Raw genomic sequence first — 16,515 nt, 5'->3', positions numbered from 1 at the left:
CTTCTCTCGGGTGAGGGCGAGGGTTCAGTGCCGATGCTGGCGGGTGACCCCGGCATCGAATTGCGCGACGATCTGCTGCCAGCCAGCGCTTTCCAGCGCGGCGTCAGTCAGATCAGCCGGGGGCGCGAGGGCTTTGGAGCGGTTGAGCCAGATGTCTGGCGCATCGTCGTCAGCAGTCAAACGCATCAGGAATGAGCCGGCCACGGTGGGTGCCTGGCTCTGGCCGAAGTACGCCTTGGCGTCCAGCAATTGCCAGGCATGACCGCCTCGACTGACAGAACTGGCGTCTTGGGCAAACGGCGCGAAACCTTCCTCGGCGAGGGTGGCGGGTGTGGGCAGCGCTTGTTGTTCCTCGCGCAACAGGTGGATTTCATCCAGCGTGACCCGCAGGTCTGCGTAAATACCTTGCTCGGATGCGCTCAGGTCGCGGCGGGCATCCAGTTGATGGGTGCCGACGCTGCTCACTTCCCGGGACTCGCCGCGCCAGGCGACTACCGAGCCGGCCACCGCCAGAATCATCAGGCACAACAGCAACACATAGAGGGTTTCATGGCCGGCTCCGGCCGGGCGCACCACTTGGGTGGTTGGCGTGCTCATGCTCAGGGCGCCTCGATGTCGGCTTGGTCGATCTCGACCACGTGGCCGGGACCGGCGTCGAACAGCACGTAGAATTCAGCGCCGGGCTTCTTGAACGTCAGGGTCGAATCGGTGCCGAGCTTGCCTGGCACCAGAATGGTTTCATCGTAGCCGATCACATCCAGGGTCACGCCCGGCGCGCCGCTGCCGTCGGAGAAACCACCGGTGCAACGGATCTGTTCGGCGTCGATGGCCTTGCACTCGCACATCGGGTTGTGGGCCAGGGCGCTGGCGCTGAAGACGGTGCAGAGCACCAGTAAAACGGGGCGAAAAACGCTGGTCATGGTTTGCCTCCTTGTCTGTTCAGCCATGCGACGGTGGCCGGCGACGCCTGGCTCAGGGGGATGGAGGCTTGATGCATGGCGCCGTCCCAGCCTTCCATGGTGATCCACAGTTCAGCGTCGTTTTTGGTCTTTTCGGGTACCGGTAGCGCGGCGCCCATGTGGTAGGGCGTGCCAAAGAAAATCACCCCGGCGGCGCGCAGGCTGCGCGGTTTGCCAATGCGCAGGTAAGTCGCCTTGACCTGATCGCGACAACTGTCGCAGAGCGCAGCATTGAAGGACTTCAAGTAGCCGGCCGGGCCATCGGATACCGGGGCTGCGTTGCGCAATTCAGCCAGGCGCAGGCTCCAGGGGCCGACCTGAATTTCACCGACTTCACGCTCACCCAGGCCGGTGTCTCCGCGAAACAGCGCTGCGTCGGCGAAGTATTTGGGCATGAACCCCAGCGGCACCAGCAACAGCAGCACGTTGATGTGGAAACGCCATGTGTGCCAGAAGCGGCTTAGCGGCGAGCGTGGTTTTTCTGCTGCGACCTGGCTCATCGGCTGCCCTCCGTGGCTTCGCGGCTCATGGCCGGGGCCGGCTGGCCGGTCAGCGCAGCCCGTGGACGCTTGTTGCTGCGCTTGAGCGCATTGGCCGTGGCCAGGGCGGTGCGTTTGGTCCAGATCAACAGGCCGCTGAGGACCATCATGCTCAGGATCAGACCGAAGAAGAACCAGATCAGCTTGATCCAGATACCGCCGAAATCGCCGGTGTGCAGCGGACGCATGGATTCGGTCACCAGCTCCAGACCCGAACGATCCGACAGCAGGCGCGTGGTGGAAATGTCACCGGTGTAAGGGTTGACCTCGGCGCTCTGGTAGATCAACGGGTACCAACTGCGCCCGCTCACCAAAAGATGGCTATAGGCATTGGCGGGGAGGCTGACAGAGCTGTCTTCCAGGCCAGGAATGCGTTCCTTGGCCTCGCGGATCGCGCTTTCCAGGCTGATCATCGGCGCCGGTGCGCCATCGACGGTGAGCGGCACGCTCTCACGCGGGACGACGGGGGCGACCGGCGCGGTGGAAATCGAAATGTGGTTATCGGACAGGATCGCTTCAATCATGAACCAGGTGCTGGTGACGGAAATCACCGCAATGAACCAGATCGACCAGATGCCGCTGAGCCGGTGAAAGTCGCCCCAGAAAATCCGCGCGCCATGACGAATGCGCAGGGTCGGTCGCAAGAAGCCTTTCCAGAACCGTTTGTAGACCACGAGCCCCGTCACCAGTGAAGCCAGCATCGGCAAGCCGAGGAACGACACCAGATACCAGCCCCAGCTGTAGCCGTTGGTGAATGGCACCAGCCACCACCCATGCAGCGCGCGAGTGAAGGCCTGGAAGTTGAAGGGTGGAGCGGTGCCCTGAATCGCCCCGCTGTAGGGGTTCACATAGACCGTCACCGAGCGTCCGTCCGGGTAGCTGACCTTCACATCCAGGGCGAAATGCGACTCGTCGGGACGGTTGATACTTTCGACCAGCGTTTGGGGCTCGGCCTTTTTGATGGCGGCGATGATCTGGTCATAGCTGAGCAGCGGCGCGTCGTCCGAAGGCGGGCTGGCGCGCATTTGCGGGTTGGCCAGCCAGACGATTTCCTGACTGACCACCGCCAATGTGCCGGTCACACAGACGATCAATACAAAGAACCAGATGGGCAGGGCCAGCCAGCTATGGACCAGAAACCAGAGTTTTGAGCGGGATTTCTTCGACATGATTAAAGGTCTTGTTTCGATGAGAGGACCTCTGCTGCGGGCTTCCCAGCGTTGAGGTCCATGAAAGGCCCGGTCGTGGCTTTTGCCTACGCGACCGGCTGCATCTAAATAAGACGTATGAGCATCGGAAATCCCGAAAGGGGATATGAAAGTAAATGTTTCGTGTTTCTGCGCTGCGTGGGAACAGCCAATATTGATGTTGAATGTGATGCCCCCATCGCGAGCCTGCTCGCGATGGGGGCTGATCACATACCGAAGCTATCAACCCTGCTTGAACATCTCCTTCGCCCGCTGTTCGATCTGTTCCTGCGTCAGATCCTCCTTGCGCGTGGCCAGAAACCACACATGCCCATAGGGATCCTTCAAGGTCCCCGTGCGGTCGCCATAAAACTGATCCTTGACCTCGGACACCACCGTGGCACCGGCATCGATGGCCTGTTTATAGGACTTGTCCACATCGTTCACATACAAATGCAGGCCCACGGACGGCGATTTGTCCGGGTTGCTCAAGGGCCCCTGGTCACAGGGTGTGCCCAGCATGATCGGGCTATCGCCGATACGCAGTTCGGCGTGCCCGATGCCGCCGTCGGGCATGGCCAGACGCATGACTTCGGTGGCGCCAAAGGCTTTCTTGTAGAAGTCGATGGCTTCGGCAGCTTTCTGGATGCCCAGATAAGGGGTGATGCTGTGATAACCCTCTGGAATAGGTTTGACGCTCATGACGGTTCTCCCTTTATTGTTGTGGAGTTAAGGTGTTCCTTCGCCGTTTTCCGGTCGGATAACTATAGGTCAACCCCTTCGCCACAACCGAGTGCCCGACGAGTAGCCGCAGTCACGACAACGCACTGCACTGCAATTTTGGTGCATCAGCGGTAAGAACCTGGATCGACAGGTTCTCTGTGGCGCGACGCTTGTTCACTGCCAGTTCACCAATTCCCGATACCCACTATCGAGAGCATTGATTTCTGCCCGTCGGGGCGCGTCGGTAGCCTGTGTTCATTGCCCCGAACCCAGCTATCCGGACTTTCGAAATGAAAACTCTACTCACCACTTTTCTGTTGCTCGCCGTTTCCGTCCTCGCCGGATGTGCCAGTCATGTTTCACCGGAACTACGCCCCTACACCGCTGAAGAAACCCGGGAACTGGCGCTGGAAGCCTTGAACCGTCGGGGCTTGTCCTTCGAGGAGTACCACGCGAAGAAAGCCGAATTGCTCGGTCAGCCGACCAAATCGATCAGTTTTGACAAGCAAGGCGAGATGAACGCCGAGCGCACAGTACAGCTGCACGGTCGCCAAAGCTGAGCGACAACTGTACTGCTCGAACTTTCACGCAACTGTCCATGGGCTTCCCTCAAGGCGTGCGATAGGGTCAACACCTGACTGACTCTGATGGACTGCCCCCCCCCCATGCTCTCGCTCGACCTGCTGCTGGGCTTTGCCCTGTTCGCCCTTGTCACCTCGATCACCCCCGGCCCGAACAACACCATGTTGCTGGCCTCGGGCGTGAATTTCGGCTTTAGCCGCACCATCCCTCACATGCTGGGCATTACCTGCGGCTTCTTCGTGTTGGTGGTGGCCGTTGGTTTCGGCCTGGGCACCGTGTTTCAAACCTATCCACTGCTTTACACCGTGCTGCGTTATGTCGGCGCGGCGTATTTGCTGTACCTGGCCTGGAAGATTGCGCATTCCGGGCCGGTCACCGAGGGTGAGCAGGGCGAGGGCAAGCCGATCAGTTATTTGGGCGCGGCGGCGTTTCAATGGGTCAACCCCAAGGCCTGGATCATGGCCATCGGTGCCATCAGCACCTACACGCCGATGCAGGGCTATTTCACCAATGTGATTGTGATTGCCGCGGTCTTCGCTCTGATCAACCTGCCGAGCGTCGGTGTGTGGGCTGGTTGTGGCACGCTGTTGCGCAATGTGCTGCGCGATCGCCGCTGGCTACGCCTGTTCAACTGGGGCATGGCCTTGTTGCTGGTGGCTTCCATGTATCCGTTGTTGCTTGAAAGTTTTAGCTGACGCATTGCTTCAACCGGTTGCCCGATGCCTGTTAAGCTCGACTTCAGGAGCGTTCCTACGCACTTTTAAATGAAGTTGTTCTTCTTTAACGGCCTCCGATCAGGTATTGCTATCGTTCTGCAAATTCGGCGCCGCTCATAAGGCGGCGCTTTGATATTTCCAGTGACGAGCTTCCTGATCCCGGAACACGCTCTGCGAGTCTTCTATGAATAAACGTCCGTTGTATTTCGACTACGCCGCCACCACGCCGGTGGATGAGCGGGTCATCAAGGTGATGGTTGAGTGTCTGGGCTTCACGGGTAACTTCGGCAATCCAGCGTCCAGCTCCCATACCTTCGGTCAACAGGCCCGGCAATCGGTCGAGCACGCACGGCGCCAGGTCGCCGAACTGGTGGGCGCCCAGGCCGAGCAGATCGTCTGGACCTCCGGAGCCACCGAATCCAACAACCTGGCACTCAAGGGCGTTACCCAGGCCCGCGGTGTGTCCGGCGGACATATCATCACCAGCCAGATTGAACACAAGGCAATTCTCGATACTGCCAAACAATTGCAGGATGCCGGCGTTGCCGTGACGTATCTGGTGCCCGATGCCGAAGGCCTGATAACTCCGCAAGCAGTCAGCGAGGCGATGCGCGAAGACACCTTTCTGGTGTCGCTGATGCTGGTCAATAACGAACTGGGCACCGTCAACGACATCCCGGCCATCGGCCAGGTGGTGCGTGATCGCGATTCGTTGTTCCACGTTGACGCGGCTCAGGGCGCGGGCAAAGTGGCGATCGACCTGGCCCGGTGGCCAGTGGATTTGATGTCGTTCTCGGCGCATAAGGTCTACGGCCCCAAAGGCATCGGCGCGCTGTACGTCGGGCCCCGTGCGCAACAGCGCCTGCAGGCGCAGATCCACGGTGGCGGCCATGAGGGCGGGTTGCGTTCCGGTACTCTGGCGACGCACCAGATCGCAGCCATGGGCGCCGCTTTCGCACTGGCGGCCGCATTGTTCGATGAAGAAAAAGCCACCATCGTGCGCCTGCGTGAACGCTTGCTCGATCAGCTGCTGAGCATTTCCGGTATTCGCGTCAATGGCAGTCCGACCCAACGCATTCCCCATACCCTGAGCCTGACCTTCAACGAAGGTGAGTTCAATTCCGCGGCGTTGAGCACCTCGATCGCGTTTTCCGCGACGTCGGCCTGCAACTCCGCCAGTAATGCACCATCTCATGTGCTGCTGGCGCTGGGGCATGACGCGCGCTCGGCCAGTCGCACCATTCGCCTGAGCCTGGGGCGTTTCACCACCGAGCAAGATATCGACCAGGCTGCGCACCTGATCAAAACGGCCGCCGCCAGTGCACCGGCATTCTGGGCGACAGGTCCTTAAGCGCCGACTCTGATCGGCACCAAACAATAATGATGAAGTGGTTAGCAGGAGACACGATGAGTACGCAGCCTTCGATCAATGGATTGGTACCCCGGCGCCTGGCGCAAACCCGCGAGCTGATGAGCCGGGAGGGCATTCATGCTCTGTTGGTGCCGTCGGCCGACCCGCACCTGTCGGAATACCTGCCGGGCTATTGGCAGGGGCGGCAGTGGCTGTCGGGTTTCCATGGCTCGGTCGGCACGCTGATCGTCACGCCGGATTTCGCCGGCGTCTGGGCCGACAGCCGCTATTGGGAACAAGCGAGCAAGGAACTCAAGGGCAGCGGTATCGAGCTGGTCAAGCTGCAACCGGGTCAACCCGGCCCGCTTGATTGGCTGGCCGAGCAAACGCCTGAAGGCGGTGTCGTCGCAGTCGATGGCGCGGTGATGGCCGTGGCGTCGGCGCGTACCCTGAGCAGCAAACTCCAAGAACGCGGCGCACGTCTGCGCACTGACATCGATTTGCTGAGCGAAGTCTGGAGTGATCGCCCGAGCTTGCCGAACGAGCCGATTTATCAACACTTACCGCCTCAGGCGACCGTCAGCCGTGGCGAAAAACTCGCCCAGCTGCGTGACGTGTTGAAAGAGCGCGGTGCCGACTGGCATTTCATTGCCACCCTCGATGACATCGCCTGGCTGTTCAACTTGCGCGGCGGCGATGTGTCGTTCAACCCGGTGTTTGTGTCTTTCGCGCTCATTAGTCAGCAACAGGCCACCTTGTTCGTCACCCTGAGCAAAGTCAGTGCCGAGCTGCGTGCCATCCTTGAACAGGACGGCGTGACCCTGCGCGATTACAGCGAAGTGGCCGCCGCCTTGCGCGCCATACCAAGCGGCGCGAGCCTGCAAGTCGATCCGGCGCGGGTCACGGCGGGTCTGCTGGATAACTTGAACAGTGATGTGAAACTGGTCGAAGGCCTGAACCCGACCACCCTGGCCAAGTCACAAAAAAGCCTGGCCGATGCCCAGCACATCCGTCGGGCCATGGAGCAGGATGGCGCGGCGCTGTGCGAATTCTTCGCCTGGCTGGAGGCGGCATGGGGGCGTGAGCGCATCACCGAACTGACCATCGACGAACACCTGACCGCGGCCCGCACCCGGCGTCCGGATTATGTGTCACTGAGCTTCAACACCATTGCTGCGTTTAATGCCAACGGTGCGATGCCGCATTACCACGCCACCGAAGAAGAGCACGCGGTCATCGAGGGTGACGGCCTGTTGCTGATCGACTCCGGCGGCCAATACTTGGGCGGCACTACCGACATTACGCGGATGGTGCCGGTGGGGACGCCGACTGACGAGCAGAAGCGCGATTGCACCCGCGTACTCAAAGGCGTGATTGCACTCTCCCGCGCGCAGTTCCCGCGGGGCATTCTGTCGCCGTTGCTGGACGCCATTGCCCGCGCACCGATCTGGGCCGAAAGTGTCGACTACGGTCATGGCACCGGTCACGGCGTCGGCTACTTCCTCAACGTTCACGAAGGCCCGCAAGTGATCGCCTATCAGGCGGCAGCCGCGCCGCAAACTGCAATGCAGCCAGGGATGATCACTTCCATCGAACCGGGCACCTACCGTCCGGGCCGCTGGGGCGTGCGGATCGAGAACCTGGTGTTGAACCGCGAGGCGGGCAAGAGCGAGTTCGGTGAATTCCTGAAGTTCGAAACCCTGACCCTGTGCCCGATCGACACCCGTTGCCTGGAACCGTCGTTGCTGACCGAAGACGAAAAGCAGTGGTTCAACGGCTACCATGCCGAAGTGCGCGAGCGCCTGAGCCCGTTGCTCGATGGCGCGGCCCTTGAGTGGTTGAACACCCGGACCGCGGCTATTTGATCGGCTTGAGTTCAGTTGCTGGAAACAGCGCCTGAACTCAAGCCTGGCTATTGTGCCCGCAGGGCTTCAAGGACGAAGTCCAGCCGATCCTGGCCGAAGAACAGTTGATTCCCGACAAACATGCTCGGTGCGCCGAATACACCGCGTTGTACTGCTTCCTCGGTGTTTTTCTTGAGGGCGGCTTTGACGTTCTCATCGGCGGTCAGTGCCAGCACTTCATTCGGATCGAAACCGTTTTGCGTCAGCACGGCGGCAACGGTCGCGGGATCATCGAGGCTGCGCCCTTCCACCCACAGGGCATGAAACAGGCAATCGATAAACGCCTGAAAGCGTTCGGGATGACGTAATTGCATACCCGTGACCGCGCGCATCAACATCAGGGTATTGATGGGGAAGTGCGGGTTGAACTTCAGTGGTACACCGTAACGCTTGGCATAGCGGTCCAGGTCCTGAAACATGTAGCGACCCTTGGCCGGAATAGTCACCGGGGAGGCGTTGCCGGTGGCTTTGAAGACGCCGCCCAGCAGCATCGGTTTGTAGATCAGCTGACTATCGGTCTGCGCGCAGATTTTCGGCAGTTGGGTGTAGGCCAGGTAGGTGGCGGGGCTGCCGAGGTCGAAAAAGAACTCCACGGTTTTACTCATGTCGATGTGCTCTTCTTTTTGTCGTAGGGGAAGGCTTACCAGCGTTCGCTCCAGGGGCGCAGATCCAGCTCGAACGTCCAGGCGTCCCGTGGCTGGCTGTGTAAGTACCAATAGTTTTCGGCGATATGCTCGGGATTGAGGATGCCGTCCTGATCCTTGGTCGCGTATTTTTCCGGAAAACTGTCGCGAATAAAGTCGGTGTCGATGGCACCATCGACCACCACATGGGCGACGTGGATGTTCATCGGCCCCAGTTCGCGGGCCATGCTTTGGGCCAGGGCGCGAATCCCGTGCTTGGCGCCGGCGAAGGCAGCAAAACCTGCGGCACCGCGCAAACCGGCGGTGGCCCCGGTGAACAGGATCGTGCCCCGTTGGCGGGTGACCATGCGCTTGGCCACTTCGCGAGCGTTGAGAAACCCTGAGAAACAGGCCATTTCCCAGATCTTGAAATACTTGCGAGCGGTTTCTTCGAGAATACTGCAGGGCACATTGGCGCCGATATTGAAGACGAACGCTTCGATGGGGCCGATCGCGGTTTCGATCTGCTCGACGAGCGCAATCACGTCCTCTTCTTTGCGCGCATCGCAGGCAAAACCATGAGCCTCGCCGCCGCTGATCGTGATGGCATCTACCAGTGGCTGAAGTTTGTCTGCGCTGCGACGTGTGACGCAGGCGACGTAGCCTTCTCGGGCAAAACGCTTGGCGATGGCGCCGCCGGTGGCATCGCCTGCGCCGACGACCAATACGATTTTCTTGCTATTGATAGCGGTGGTCATGGATGTCGCCCTTTGCTGAACGGTCAGTGACTGACGAACGTTAGCAGCATCCCGGGCGAGGCGCCTATCGGGCTACGCAAGCCCAATAGGGTTGGAGGATTACTTGCAGATGACGATCATGCTGCGGCTGGTATAGCCGGCCGGGTTAAGGCCAAACGGATAATCTCCGGGCTCTTCGACCGCATCCCCAGACTTGGCAATCACCTTGTAACCCTTGGGCGCGCACGAGTTGGCAGCGCTGGTGTAGCACTGGTCCCAGGAGGACGACAGCCCGGAACAGTTGATATGCAGCCCTTTCTTGCCGTGTTTGATCTGGGTTTTCGAGGTCGCCGCGCAGCCCGCAACTGCAAGCACGGCGATCAGTATCAAAATTCGTTTCATTGCTGTCCTTATTGAGGCCCCGGATCTTTGTGCCCGGGTCTGCCTGCATTCGCTTTTGCTTGAAGCGTTCTGATATCCCTATCTGAAAAAATCCATGTCTGACACTGAGTTACGTGGCCTAAACATGGCCTAAATGAGCGGTAAATACTAGACCCTCGTCAAATCTCGTATCAATCCGCCGCAACTGCGGGCTTGGCGGTGCTCCCCATGGTCATGGTTGCGCCGACGGACGCCAGAATGATGCACAGGATTGCCATCCACTGAGACAGGGAAAGGTATTCATGGAGGAACAACAGGCCGGACAGTGCACCGAACGCGGGCTCGATACTCATCAATGTGCCGAAGGTCCGGGCCGGCAGCCGTGTGAGGGCGACCATCTCCAGGGTGTAGGGCAGGGCAGTGGACAGAATCGCGACCCCGATGGCCACGGGAATCAGCGAGGGTGTCAGCAGCGCAGCACCAGCATGGACGATACCGATGGGGGCTACGAACAGTGCAGCAATCATCACGCCCAATGCGGCGGTCTGCACGCCATTGTCGGCACCGGCCTTCTGGCCGAACAGAATGTACAACGCCCAGCAGACACCGGCGCCAAGGGCATAACCTGCGCCAATCAGATCAATACCTGCGCTCGTGGCGCCAGTTGGAATCAACAGCAGTAAACCCACTGCCGCCAGAGCGATCCACAGAAAGTCGATCGCCCGACGTGAGGCATAAATAGCGACCGCTAATGGGCCGGTGAACTCCAGGGCTACCGCGATACCCAGAGGGACAGTGTTCAAGGACATATAGAAGAGGAAGTTCATGCCGCCCAGCGCCATCCCATAGACAATTACCGTGCGCAGGGATTTTGCGGTGAGCTTCGCTCGCCATGGGCGCAATAGCAGCAGCATGATCACGCTGGCGAAGATCAGCCGCAGGGTGGTGGTCCCTTGAGCGCCGATAACCGGGAACATGCTTTTGGCCAGGGAGGCTCCGGACTGGATCGATGCCATGGCTATCAAGAGCAGGCCTACCGAGAACAGGGTCGAGGCAAGGCTGCGGGGGTGGTCATTCATTGCGTGGCATCGTCCGAGGTGAGAAACGAGAGTAGTTTGTAATGTGTTGGGCAATATACTGCGCATTCGTTGCGGTTGCGTCTATATATAAGCAGGGATTTTGAACATCCTGATAGAAAAGCGTAATCAGGGGTTGACGGCAGATTCTGGACGTCTATAATTCGCCCCACTTCCGGCGCAGTCGAAACGGAAAACTCCTTGGTAAACAACGAGTTATGCAGTTTTCGACAGCGGTTACGCTTCAGTTCATCGAAGCCAGAAGGAGTTGATAGGGCAGGGGATTGTCGCCTTATTGACGATTCGATCTTCTCGGTCGAAAGCGGAGAAAAAGAGGTGTTGACAGCAGCGACTAACGCTGGTCAGACTGATAGTCAACAAGATTATCAGCATCACAAGTTACTCCGCGAGAAATCAAAGATGTAACCAACGATTGCTGAGCCAAGTTTAGGGTTTCTTAAAAACCCAAAGATGTTTGAACTGAAGAGTTTGATCATGGCTCAGATTGAACGCTGGCGGCAGGCCTAACACATGCAAGTCGAGCGGCAGCACGGGTACTTGTACCTGGTGGCGAGCGGCGGACGGGTGAGTAATGCCTAGGAATCTGCCTGGTAGTGGGGGATAACGTTCGGAAACGAACGCTAATACCGCATACGTCCTACGGGAGAAAGCAGGGGACCTTCGGGCCTTGCGCTATCAGATGAGCCTAGGTCGGATTAGCTAGTTGGTGAGGTAATGGCTCACCAAGGCGACGATCCGTAACTGGTCTGAGAGGATGATCAGTCACACTGGAACTGAGACACGGTCCAGACTCCTACGGGAGGCAGCAGTGGGGAATATTGGACAATGGGCGAAAGCCTGATCCAGCCATGCCGCGTGTGTGAAGAAGGTCTTCGGATTGTAAAGCACTTTAAGTTGGGAGGAAGGGCAGTTACCTAATACGTAATTGTTTTGACGTTACCGACAGAATAAGCACCGGCTAACTCTGTGCCAGCAGCCGCGGTAATACAGAGGGTGCAAGCGTTAATCGGAATTACTGGGCGTAAAGCGCGCGTAGGTGGTTCGTTAAGTTGGATGTGAAATCCCCGGGCTCAACCTGGGAACTGCATTCAAAACTGTCGAGCTAGAGTATGGTAGAGGGTGGTGGAATTTCCTGTGTAGCGGTGAAATGCGTAGATATAGGAAGGAACACCAGTGGCGAAGGCGACCACCTGGACTGATACTGACACTGAGGTGCGAAAGCGTGGGGAGCAAACAGGATTAGATACCCTGGTAGTCCACGCCGTAAACGATGTCAACTAGCCGTTGGGAGCCTTGAGCTCTTAGTGGCGCAGCTAACGCATTAAGTTGACCGCCTGGGGAGTACGGCCGCAAGGTTAAAACTCAAATGAATTGACGGGGGCCCGCACAAGCGGTGGAGCATGTGGTTTAATTCGAAGCAACGCGAAGAACCTTACCAGGCCTTGACATCCAATGAACTTTCCAGAGATGGATTGGTGCCTTCGGGAGCATTGAGACAGGTGCTGCATGGCTGTCGTCAGCTCGTGTCGTGAGATGTTGGGTTAAGTCCCGTAACGAGCGCAACCCTTGTCCTTAGTTACCAGCACGTAATGGTGGGCACTCTAAGGAGACTGCCGGTGACAAACCGGAGGAAGGTGGGGATGACGTCAAGTCATCATGGCCCTTACGGCCTGGGCTACACACGTGCTACAATGGTCGGTACAGAGGGTTGCCAAGCCGCGAGGTGGAGCTAATCCCATAAAACCGATCGTAGTCCGGATCGCAGTCTGCAACTCGACTGCGTGAAGTCGGAATCGCTAGTAATCGCGAATCAGAATGTCGCGGTGAATACGTTCCCGGGCCTTGTACACACCGCCCGTCACACCATGGGAGTGGGTTGCACCAGAAGTAGCTAGTCTAACCTTCGGGGGGACGGTTACCACGGTGTGATTCATGACTGGGGTGAAGTCGTAACAAGGTAGCCGTAGGGGAACCTGCGGCTGGATCACCTCCTTAATCGACGACATCAGCTGCTCCATAAGTTCCCACACGAATTGCTTGATTCATTGAAGAAGACGATACGAAGCAGCCCGAAATTGGGTCTGTAGCTCAGTTGGTTAGAGCGCACCCCTGATAAGGGTGAGGTCGGCAGTTCGAATCTGCCCAGACCCACCAATTTTGTGTGGGAATACCTGTAGAAATACGGGGCCATAGCTCAGCTGGGAGAGCGCCTGCCTTGCACGCAGGAGGTCAACGGTTCGATCCCGTTTGGCTCCACCACTACTGCTTCTGTTGTTGAAAGCTTAGAAATGAGCATTCCATCGTGATGATGGTGAATGTTGATTTCTAGTCTTTGGCTAGATCGTTCTTTAAAAATTTGGGTATGTGATAGAAAGATAGACTGAACGTTACTTTCACTGGTAACGGATCAGGCTAAGGTAAAATTTGTGAGTTACTCTTAATTGAGCATGCGAATTTTCGGCGAATGTCGTCTTCACAGTATAACCAGATTGCTTGGGGTTATATGGTCAAGTGAAGAAGCGCATACGGTGGATGCCTTGGCAGTCAGAGGCGATGAAAGACGTGGTAGCCTGCGAAAAGCTTCGGGGAGTCGGCAAACAGACTTTGATCCGGAGATGTCTGAATGGGGGAACCCAGCCATCATAAGATGGTTATCTTGTACTGAATACATAGGTGCAAGAGGCGAACCAGGGGAACTGAAACATCTAAGTACCCTGAGGAAAAGAAATCAACCGAGATTCCCTTAGTAGTGGCGAGCGAACGGGGACTAGCCCTTAAGTTGATTTGAGATTAGCGGAACGCTCTGGAAAGTGCGGCCATAGTGGGTGATAGCCCTGTACGCGAAAATCTCTTGTCAATGAAATCGAGTAGGACGGAGCACGAGAAACTTTGTCTGAATATGGGGGGACCATCCTCCAAGGCTAAATACTACTGACTGACCGATAGTGAACTAGTACCGTGAGGGAAAGGCGAAAAGAACCCCGGAGAGGGGAGTGAAATAGATCCTGAAACCGTATGCGTACAAGCAGTGGGAGCCCACTTTGTTGGGTGACTGCGTACCTTTTGTATAATGGGTCAGCGACTTATTTTCAGTGGCGAGCTTAACCGAATAGGGGAGGCGTAGCGAAAGCGAGTCTTAATAGGGCGTCTAGTCGCTGGGAATAGACCCGAAACCGGGCGATCTATCCATGGGCAGGTTGAAGGTTAGGTAACACTGACTGGAGGACCGAACCGACTACCGTTGAAAAGTTAGCGGATGACCTGTGGATCGGAGTGAAAGGCTAATCAAGCTCGGAGATAGCTGGTTCTCCTCGAAAGCTATTTAGGTAGCGCCTCATGTATCACTGTAGGGGGTAGAGCACTGTTTCGGCTAGGGGGTCATCCCGACTTACCAAACCGATGCAAACTCCGAATACCTACAAGTGCCGAGCATGGGAGACACACGGCGGGTGCTAACGTCCGTCGTGAAAAGGGAAACAACCCAGACCGTCAGCTAAGGTCCCAAAGTTATGGTTAAGTGGGAAACGATGTGGGAAGGCTTAGACAGCTAGGAGGTTGGCTTAGAAGCAGCCACCCTTTAAAGAAAGCGTAATAGCTCACTAGTCGAGTCGGCCTGCGCGGAAGATGTAACGGGGCTCAAACCATACACCGAAGCTACGGGTATCACTTAGGTGATGCGGTAGAGGAGCGTTCTGTAAGCCTGTGAAGGTGAGTTGAGAAGCTTGCTGGAGGTATCAGAAGTGCGAATGCTGACATGAGTAACGACAATGGGTGTGAAAAACACCCACGCCGAAAGACCAAGGTTTCCTGCGCAACGTTAATCGACGCAGGGTTAGTCGGTCCCTAAGGCGAGGCTGAAAAGCGTAGTCGATGGAAAACAGGTTAATATTCCTGTACTTCTGGTTATTGCGATGGAGGGACGGAGAAGGCTAGGCCAGCTTGGCGTTGGTTGTCCAAGTTTAAGGTGGTAGGCTGGAATCTTAGGTAAATCCGGGATTCTAAGGCCGAGAGCTGATGACGAGTGTTCTTTTAGAACACGAAGTGGTTGATGCCATGCTTCCAAGAAAAGCTTCTAAGCTTCAGGTAACCAGGAACCGTACCCCAAACCGACACAGGTGGTTGGGTAGAGAATACCAAGGCGCTTGAGAGAACTCGGGTGAAGGAACTAGGCAAAATGGCACCGTAACTTCGGGAGAAGGTGCGCCGGTGAGGGTGAAGCACTTGCTGCGTAAGCCCACGCCGGTCGAAGATACCAGGCCGCTGCGACTGTTTATTAAAAACACAGCACTCTGCAAACACGAAAGTGGACGTATAGGGTGTGACGCCTGCCCGGTGCCGGAAGGTTAATTGATGGGGTTAGCTAACGCGAAGCTCTTGATCGAAGCCCCGGTAAACGGCGGCCGTAACTATAACGGTCCTAAGGTAGCGAAATTCCTTGTCGGGTAAGTTCCGACCTGCACGAATGGCGTAACGATGGCGGCGCTGTCTCCACCCGAGACTCAGTGAAATTGAAATCGCTGTGAAGATGCAGTGTATCCGCGGCTAGACGGAAAGACCCCGTGAACCTTTACTATAGCTTTGCACTGGACTTTGAATTTGCTTGTGTAGGATAGGTGGGAGGCTTTGAAGCGTGGACGCCAGTTCGCGTGGAGCCATCCTTGAAATACCACCCTGGCAACTTTGAGGTTCTAACTCAGGTCCGTTATCCGGATCGAGGACAGTGTATGGTGGGTAGTTTGACTGGGGCGGTCTCCTCCTAAAGAGTAACGGAGGAGTACGAAGGTGCGCTCAGACCGGTCGGAAATCGGTCGTAGAGTATAAAGGCAAAAGCGCGCTTGACTGCGAGACAGACACGTCGAGCAGGTACGAAAGTAGGTCTTAGTGATCCGGTGGTTCTGTATGGAAGGGCCATCGCTCAACGGATAAAAGGTACTCCGGGGATAACAGGCTGATACCGCCCAAGAGTTCATATCGACGGCGGTGTTTGGCACCTCGATGTCGGCTCATCACATCCTGGGGCTGAAGCCGGTCCCAAGGGTATGGCTGTTCGCCATTTAAAGTGGTACGCGAGCTGGGTTTAGAACGTCGTGAGACAGTTCGGTCCCTATCTGCCGTGGACGTTTGAGATTTGAGAGGGGCTGCTCCTAGTACGAGAGGACCGGAGTGGACGAACCTCTGGTGTTCCGGTTGTCACGCCAGTGGCATTGCCGGGTAGCTATGTTCGGAATAGATAACCGCTGAAAGCATCTAAGCGGGAAACTAGCCTCAAGATGAGATCTCACTGGGACCTTGAGTCCCCTGAAGGGCCGTCGAAGACTACGACGTTGATAGGTTGGGTGTGTAAGCGCTGTGAGGCGTTGAGCTAACCAATACTAATTGCCCGTGAGGCTTGACCATATAACACCCAAGCAATTTGCTGATCCGAAAGGACACCAGATTGCGGTGTGTGAAGACGCAATGAACCGAAAGTTCGCAAGCATTCACAAAAACCGCAGAAACTATCGCATACCCAATTTGCTGAAGCGTCGAAAGACGGTTCGGTACCCGAATTTCTTGACGACCATAGAGCATTGGAACCACCTGATCCCATCCCGAACTCAGAAGTGAAACGATGCATCGCCGATGGTAGTGTGGGGTTTCCCCATGTGAGAGTAGGTCATCGTCAAGATTAAATTCCGAAACCCCTATCTGCGTATGCAGGTAGGGGTTTTGTTTT

Annotated in this window: 13 protein-coding genes, 2 tRNA genes and 3 rRNA genes; 9 read left to right on the top strand and 9 right to left on the bottom strand. The window is 57.0% G+C overall.

Going from position 1 to position 16,515, the window contains the following annotated elements:
* Window positions 1-24: 24 nt before the first annotated feature.
* From AC1DIS_RS04990 to AC1DIS_RS04970, 5 genes are all read right to left on the bottom strand, one after another.
* Window positions 25-597: a DUF6162 family protein gene (locus AC1DIS_RS04990; protein ID WP_414868196.1), complete on the bottom strand. Its 573-nt coding sequence runs from the start codon at window positions 595-597 to the stop codon at window positions 25-27.
* A gap of 2 nt (window positions 598-599) precedes the next feature.
* The gene (locus AC1DIS_RS04985; RefSeq protein ID WP_436275231.1) at window positions 600-920 is read right to left on the bottom strand and encodes a hypothetical protein; all 321 of its coding nucleotides are present in this window, start codon (window positions 918-920) and stop codon (window positions 600-602) included.
* On the bottom strand, window positions 917-1,459 hold the full coding sequence (locus AC1DIS_RS04980) for a hypothetical protein (protein WP_018929964.1): 543 nt from the start codon (window positions 1,457-1,459) through the stop codon (window positions 917-919). The genes AC1DIS_RS04985 and AC1DIS_RS04980 overlap by 4 nt, the downstream gene beginning before the upstream one ends.
* Window positions 1,456-2,667: a PepSY-associated TM helix domain-containing protein gene (locus AC1DIS_RS04975; RefSeq protein ID WP_064616801.1), complete on the bottom strand. Its 1,212-nt coding sequence runs from the start codon at window positions 2,665-2,667 to the stop codon at window positions 1,456-1,458. Before AC1DIS_RS04975 ends, AC1DIS_RS04980 begins: the two co-directional genes overlap by 4 nt.
* Before the next feature lie 261 nt (window positions 2,668-2,928).
* Window positions 2,929-3,387, bottom strand: coding sequence for a VOC family protein (locus AC1DIS_RS04970; RefSeq protein WP_019582478.1), 459 nt, complete (start codon window positions 3,385-3,387; stop codon window positions 2,929-2,931).
* Between the two features lie 311 nt (window positions 3,388-3,698).
* Here AC1DIS_RS04970 and AC1DIS_RS04965 point away from each other — a divergent pair, with 311 nt between their 5' ends.
* From AC1DIS_RS04965 to AC1DIS_RS04950, 4 genes are all read left to right on the top strand, one after another.
* Window positions 3,699-3,968 carry a hypothetical protein gene (locus AC1DIS_RS04965; protein WP_192379612.1) on the top strand — a complete coding sequence of 90 codons (270 nt, stop codon included), beginning with the start codon at window positions 3,699-3,701 and terminating at the stop codon, window positions 3,966-3,968.
* Between the two features lie 105 nt (window positions 3,969-4,073).
* Entirely contained in the window at window positions 4,074-4,685 is a 612-nt protein-coding gene (locus AC1DIS_RS04960; RefSeq protein ID WP_428635092.1) for a LysE family translocator, read from the top strand.
* A gap of 205 nt (window positions 4,686-4,890) precedes the next feature.
* Window positions 4,891-6,057 (top strand): cysteine desulfurase family protein, encoded by a 1,167-nt coding sequence (locus tag AC1DIS_RS04955; protein WP_477743421.1) that lies wholly within the window; start codon window positions 4,891-4,893, stop codon window positions 6,055-6,057.
* Window positions 6,058-6,113: 56 nt separating this feature from the next.
* Window positions 6,114-7,922 (top strand): aminopeptidase P family protein, encoded by a 1,809-nt coding sequence (locus AC1DIS_RS04950; RefSeq protein ID WP_477743420.1) that lies wholly within the window; start codon window positions 6,114-6,116, stop codon window positions 7,920-7,922.
* A gap of 47 nt (window positions 7,923-7,969) precedes the next feature.
* Here AC1DIS_RS04950 and AC1DIS_RS04945 read toward each other — a convergent pair whose 3' ends face one another.
* The 4 genes from AC1DIS_RS04945 to rhtA all read right to left on the bottom strand — a co-directional run bounded on the left by AC1DIS_RS04945 (window position 7,970) and on the right by rhtA (window position 10,781).
* Window positions 7,970-8,566 (bottom strand): 2-hydroxychromene-2-carboxylate isomerase, encoded by a 597-nt coding sequence (locus AC1DIS_RS04945; protein WP_204124618.1) that lies wholly within the window; start codon window positions 8,564-8,566, stop codon window positions 7,970-7,972.
* Between the two features lie 35 nt (window positions 8,567-8,601).
* Window positions 8,602-9,342, bottom strand: a complete 741-nt coding sequence (locus AC1DIS_RS04940) for an SDR family oxidoreductase (protein WP_477743419.1) — start codon at window positions 9,340-9,342, stop codon at window positions 8,602-8,604.
* A 99-nt stretch (window positions 9,343-9,441) separates the two neighbouring features.
* Window positions 9,442-9,723 (bottom strand): hypothetical protein, encoded by a 282-nt coding sequence (locus AC1DIS_RS04935; RefSeq protein ID WP_018929955.1) that lies wholly within the window; start codon window positions 9,721-9,723, stop codon window positions 9,442-9,444.
* Window positions 9,724-9,893: 170 nt separating this feature from the next.
* A complete protein-coding gene (gene rhtA / locus AC1DIS_RS04930) occupies window positions 9,894-10,781 on the bottom strand; it encodes a threonine/homoserine exporter RhtA (RefSeq protein ID WP_018929954.1) in 888 nt (295 codons plus the stop codon).
* Between the two features lie 474 nt (window positions 10,782-11,255).
* On the opposite strand from rhtA, the gene AC1DIS_RS04925 reads away from it, so the two are divergent.
* From AC1DIS_RS04925 to rrf, 5 genes are all read left to right on the top strand, one after another.
* Window positions 11,256-12,794 (top strand): 16S ribosomal RNA (locus AC1DIS_RS04925).
* 82 nt (window positions 12,795-12,876) lie between these two features.
* A tRNA-Ile gene (locus AC1DIS_RS04920) sits at window positions 12,877-12,953 on the top strand.
* A 29-nt stretch (window positions 12,954-12,982) separates the two neighbouring features.
* A tRNA-Ala gene (locus AC1DIS_RS04915) sits at window positions 12,983-13,058 on the top strand.
* 246 nt (window positions 13,059-13,304) lie between these two features.
* A 23S ribosomal RNA gene (locus tag AC1DIS_RS04910) occupies window positions 13,305-16,196 on the top strand.
* A gap of 155 nt (window positions 16,197-16,351) precedes the next feature.
* Window positions 16,352-16,467: ribosomal RNA gene (gene rrf / locus AC1DIS_RS04905) — 5S ribosomal RNA — on the top strand.
* Together the 16S, 23S and 5S rRNA genes with 2 tRNA genes alongside form the textbook arrangement of a ribosomal RNA operon.
* Window positions 16,468-16,515: the final 48 nt, after the last annotated feature.

The sequence above is a fragment of the Pseudomonas sp. 05N433 genome (assembly GCF_056396925.1).
Note: the sequence above shows the minus strand (reverse complement) of the source record. Positions and strands in the feature narration are given on the sequence as shown.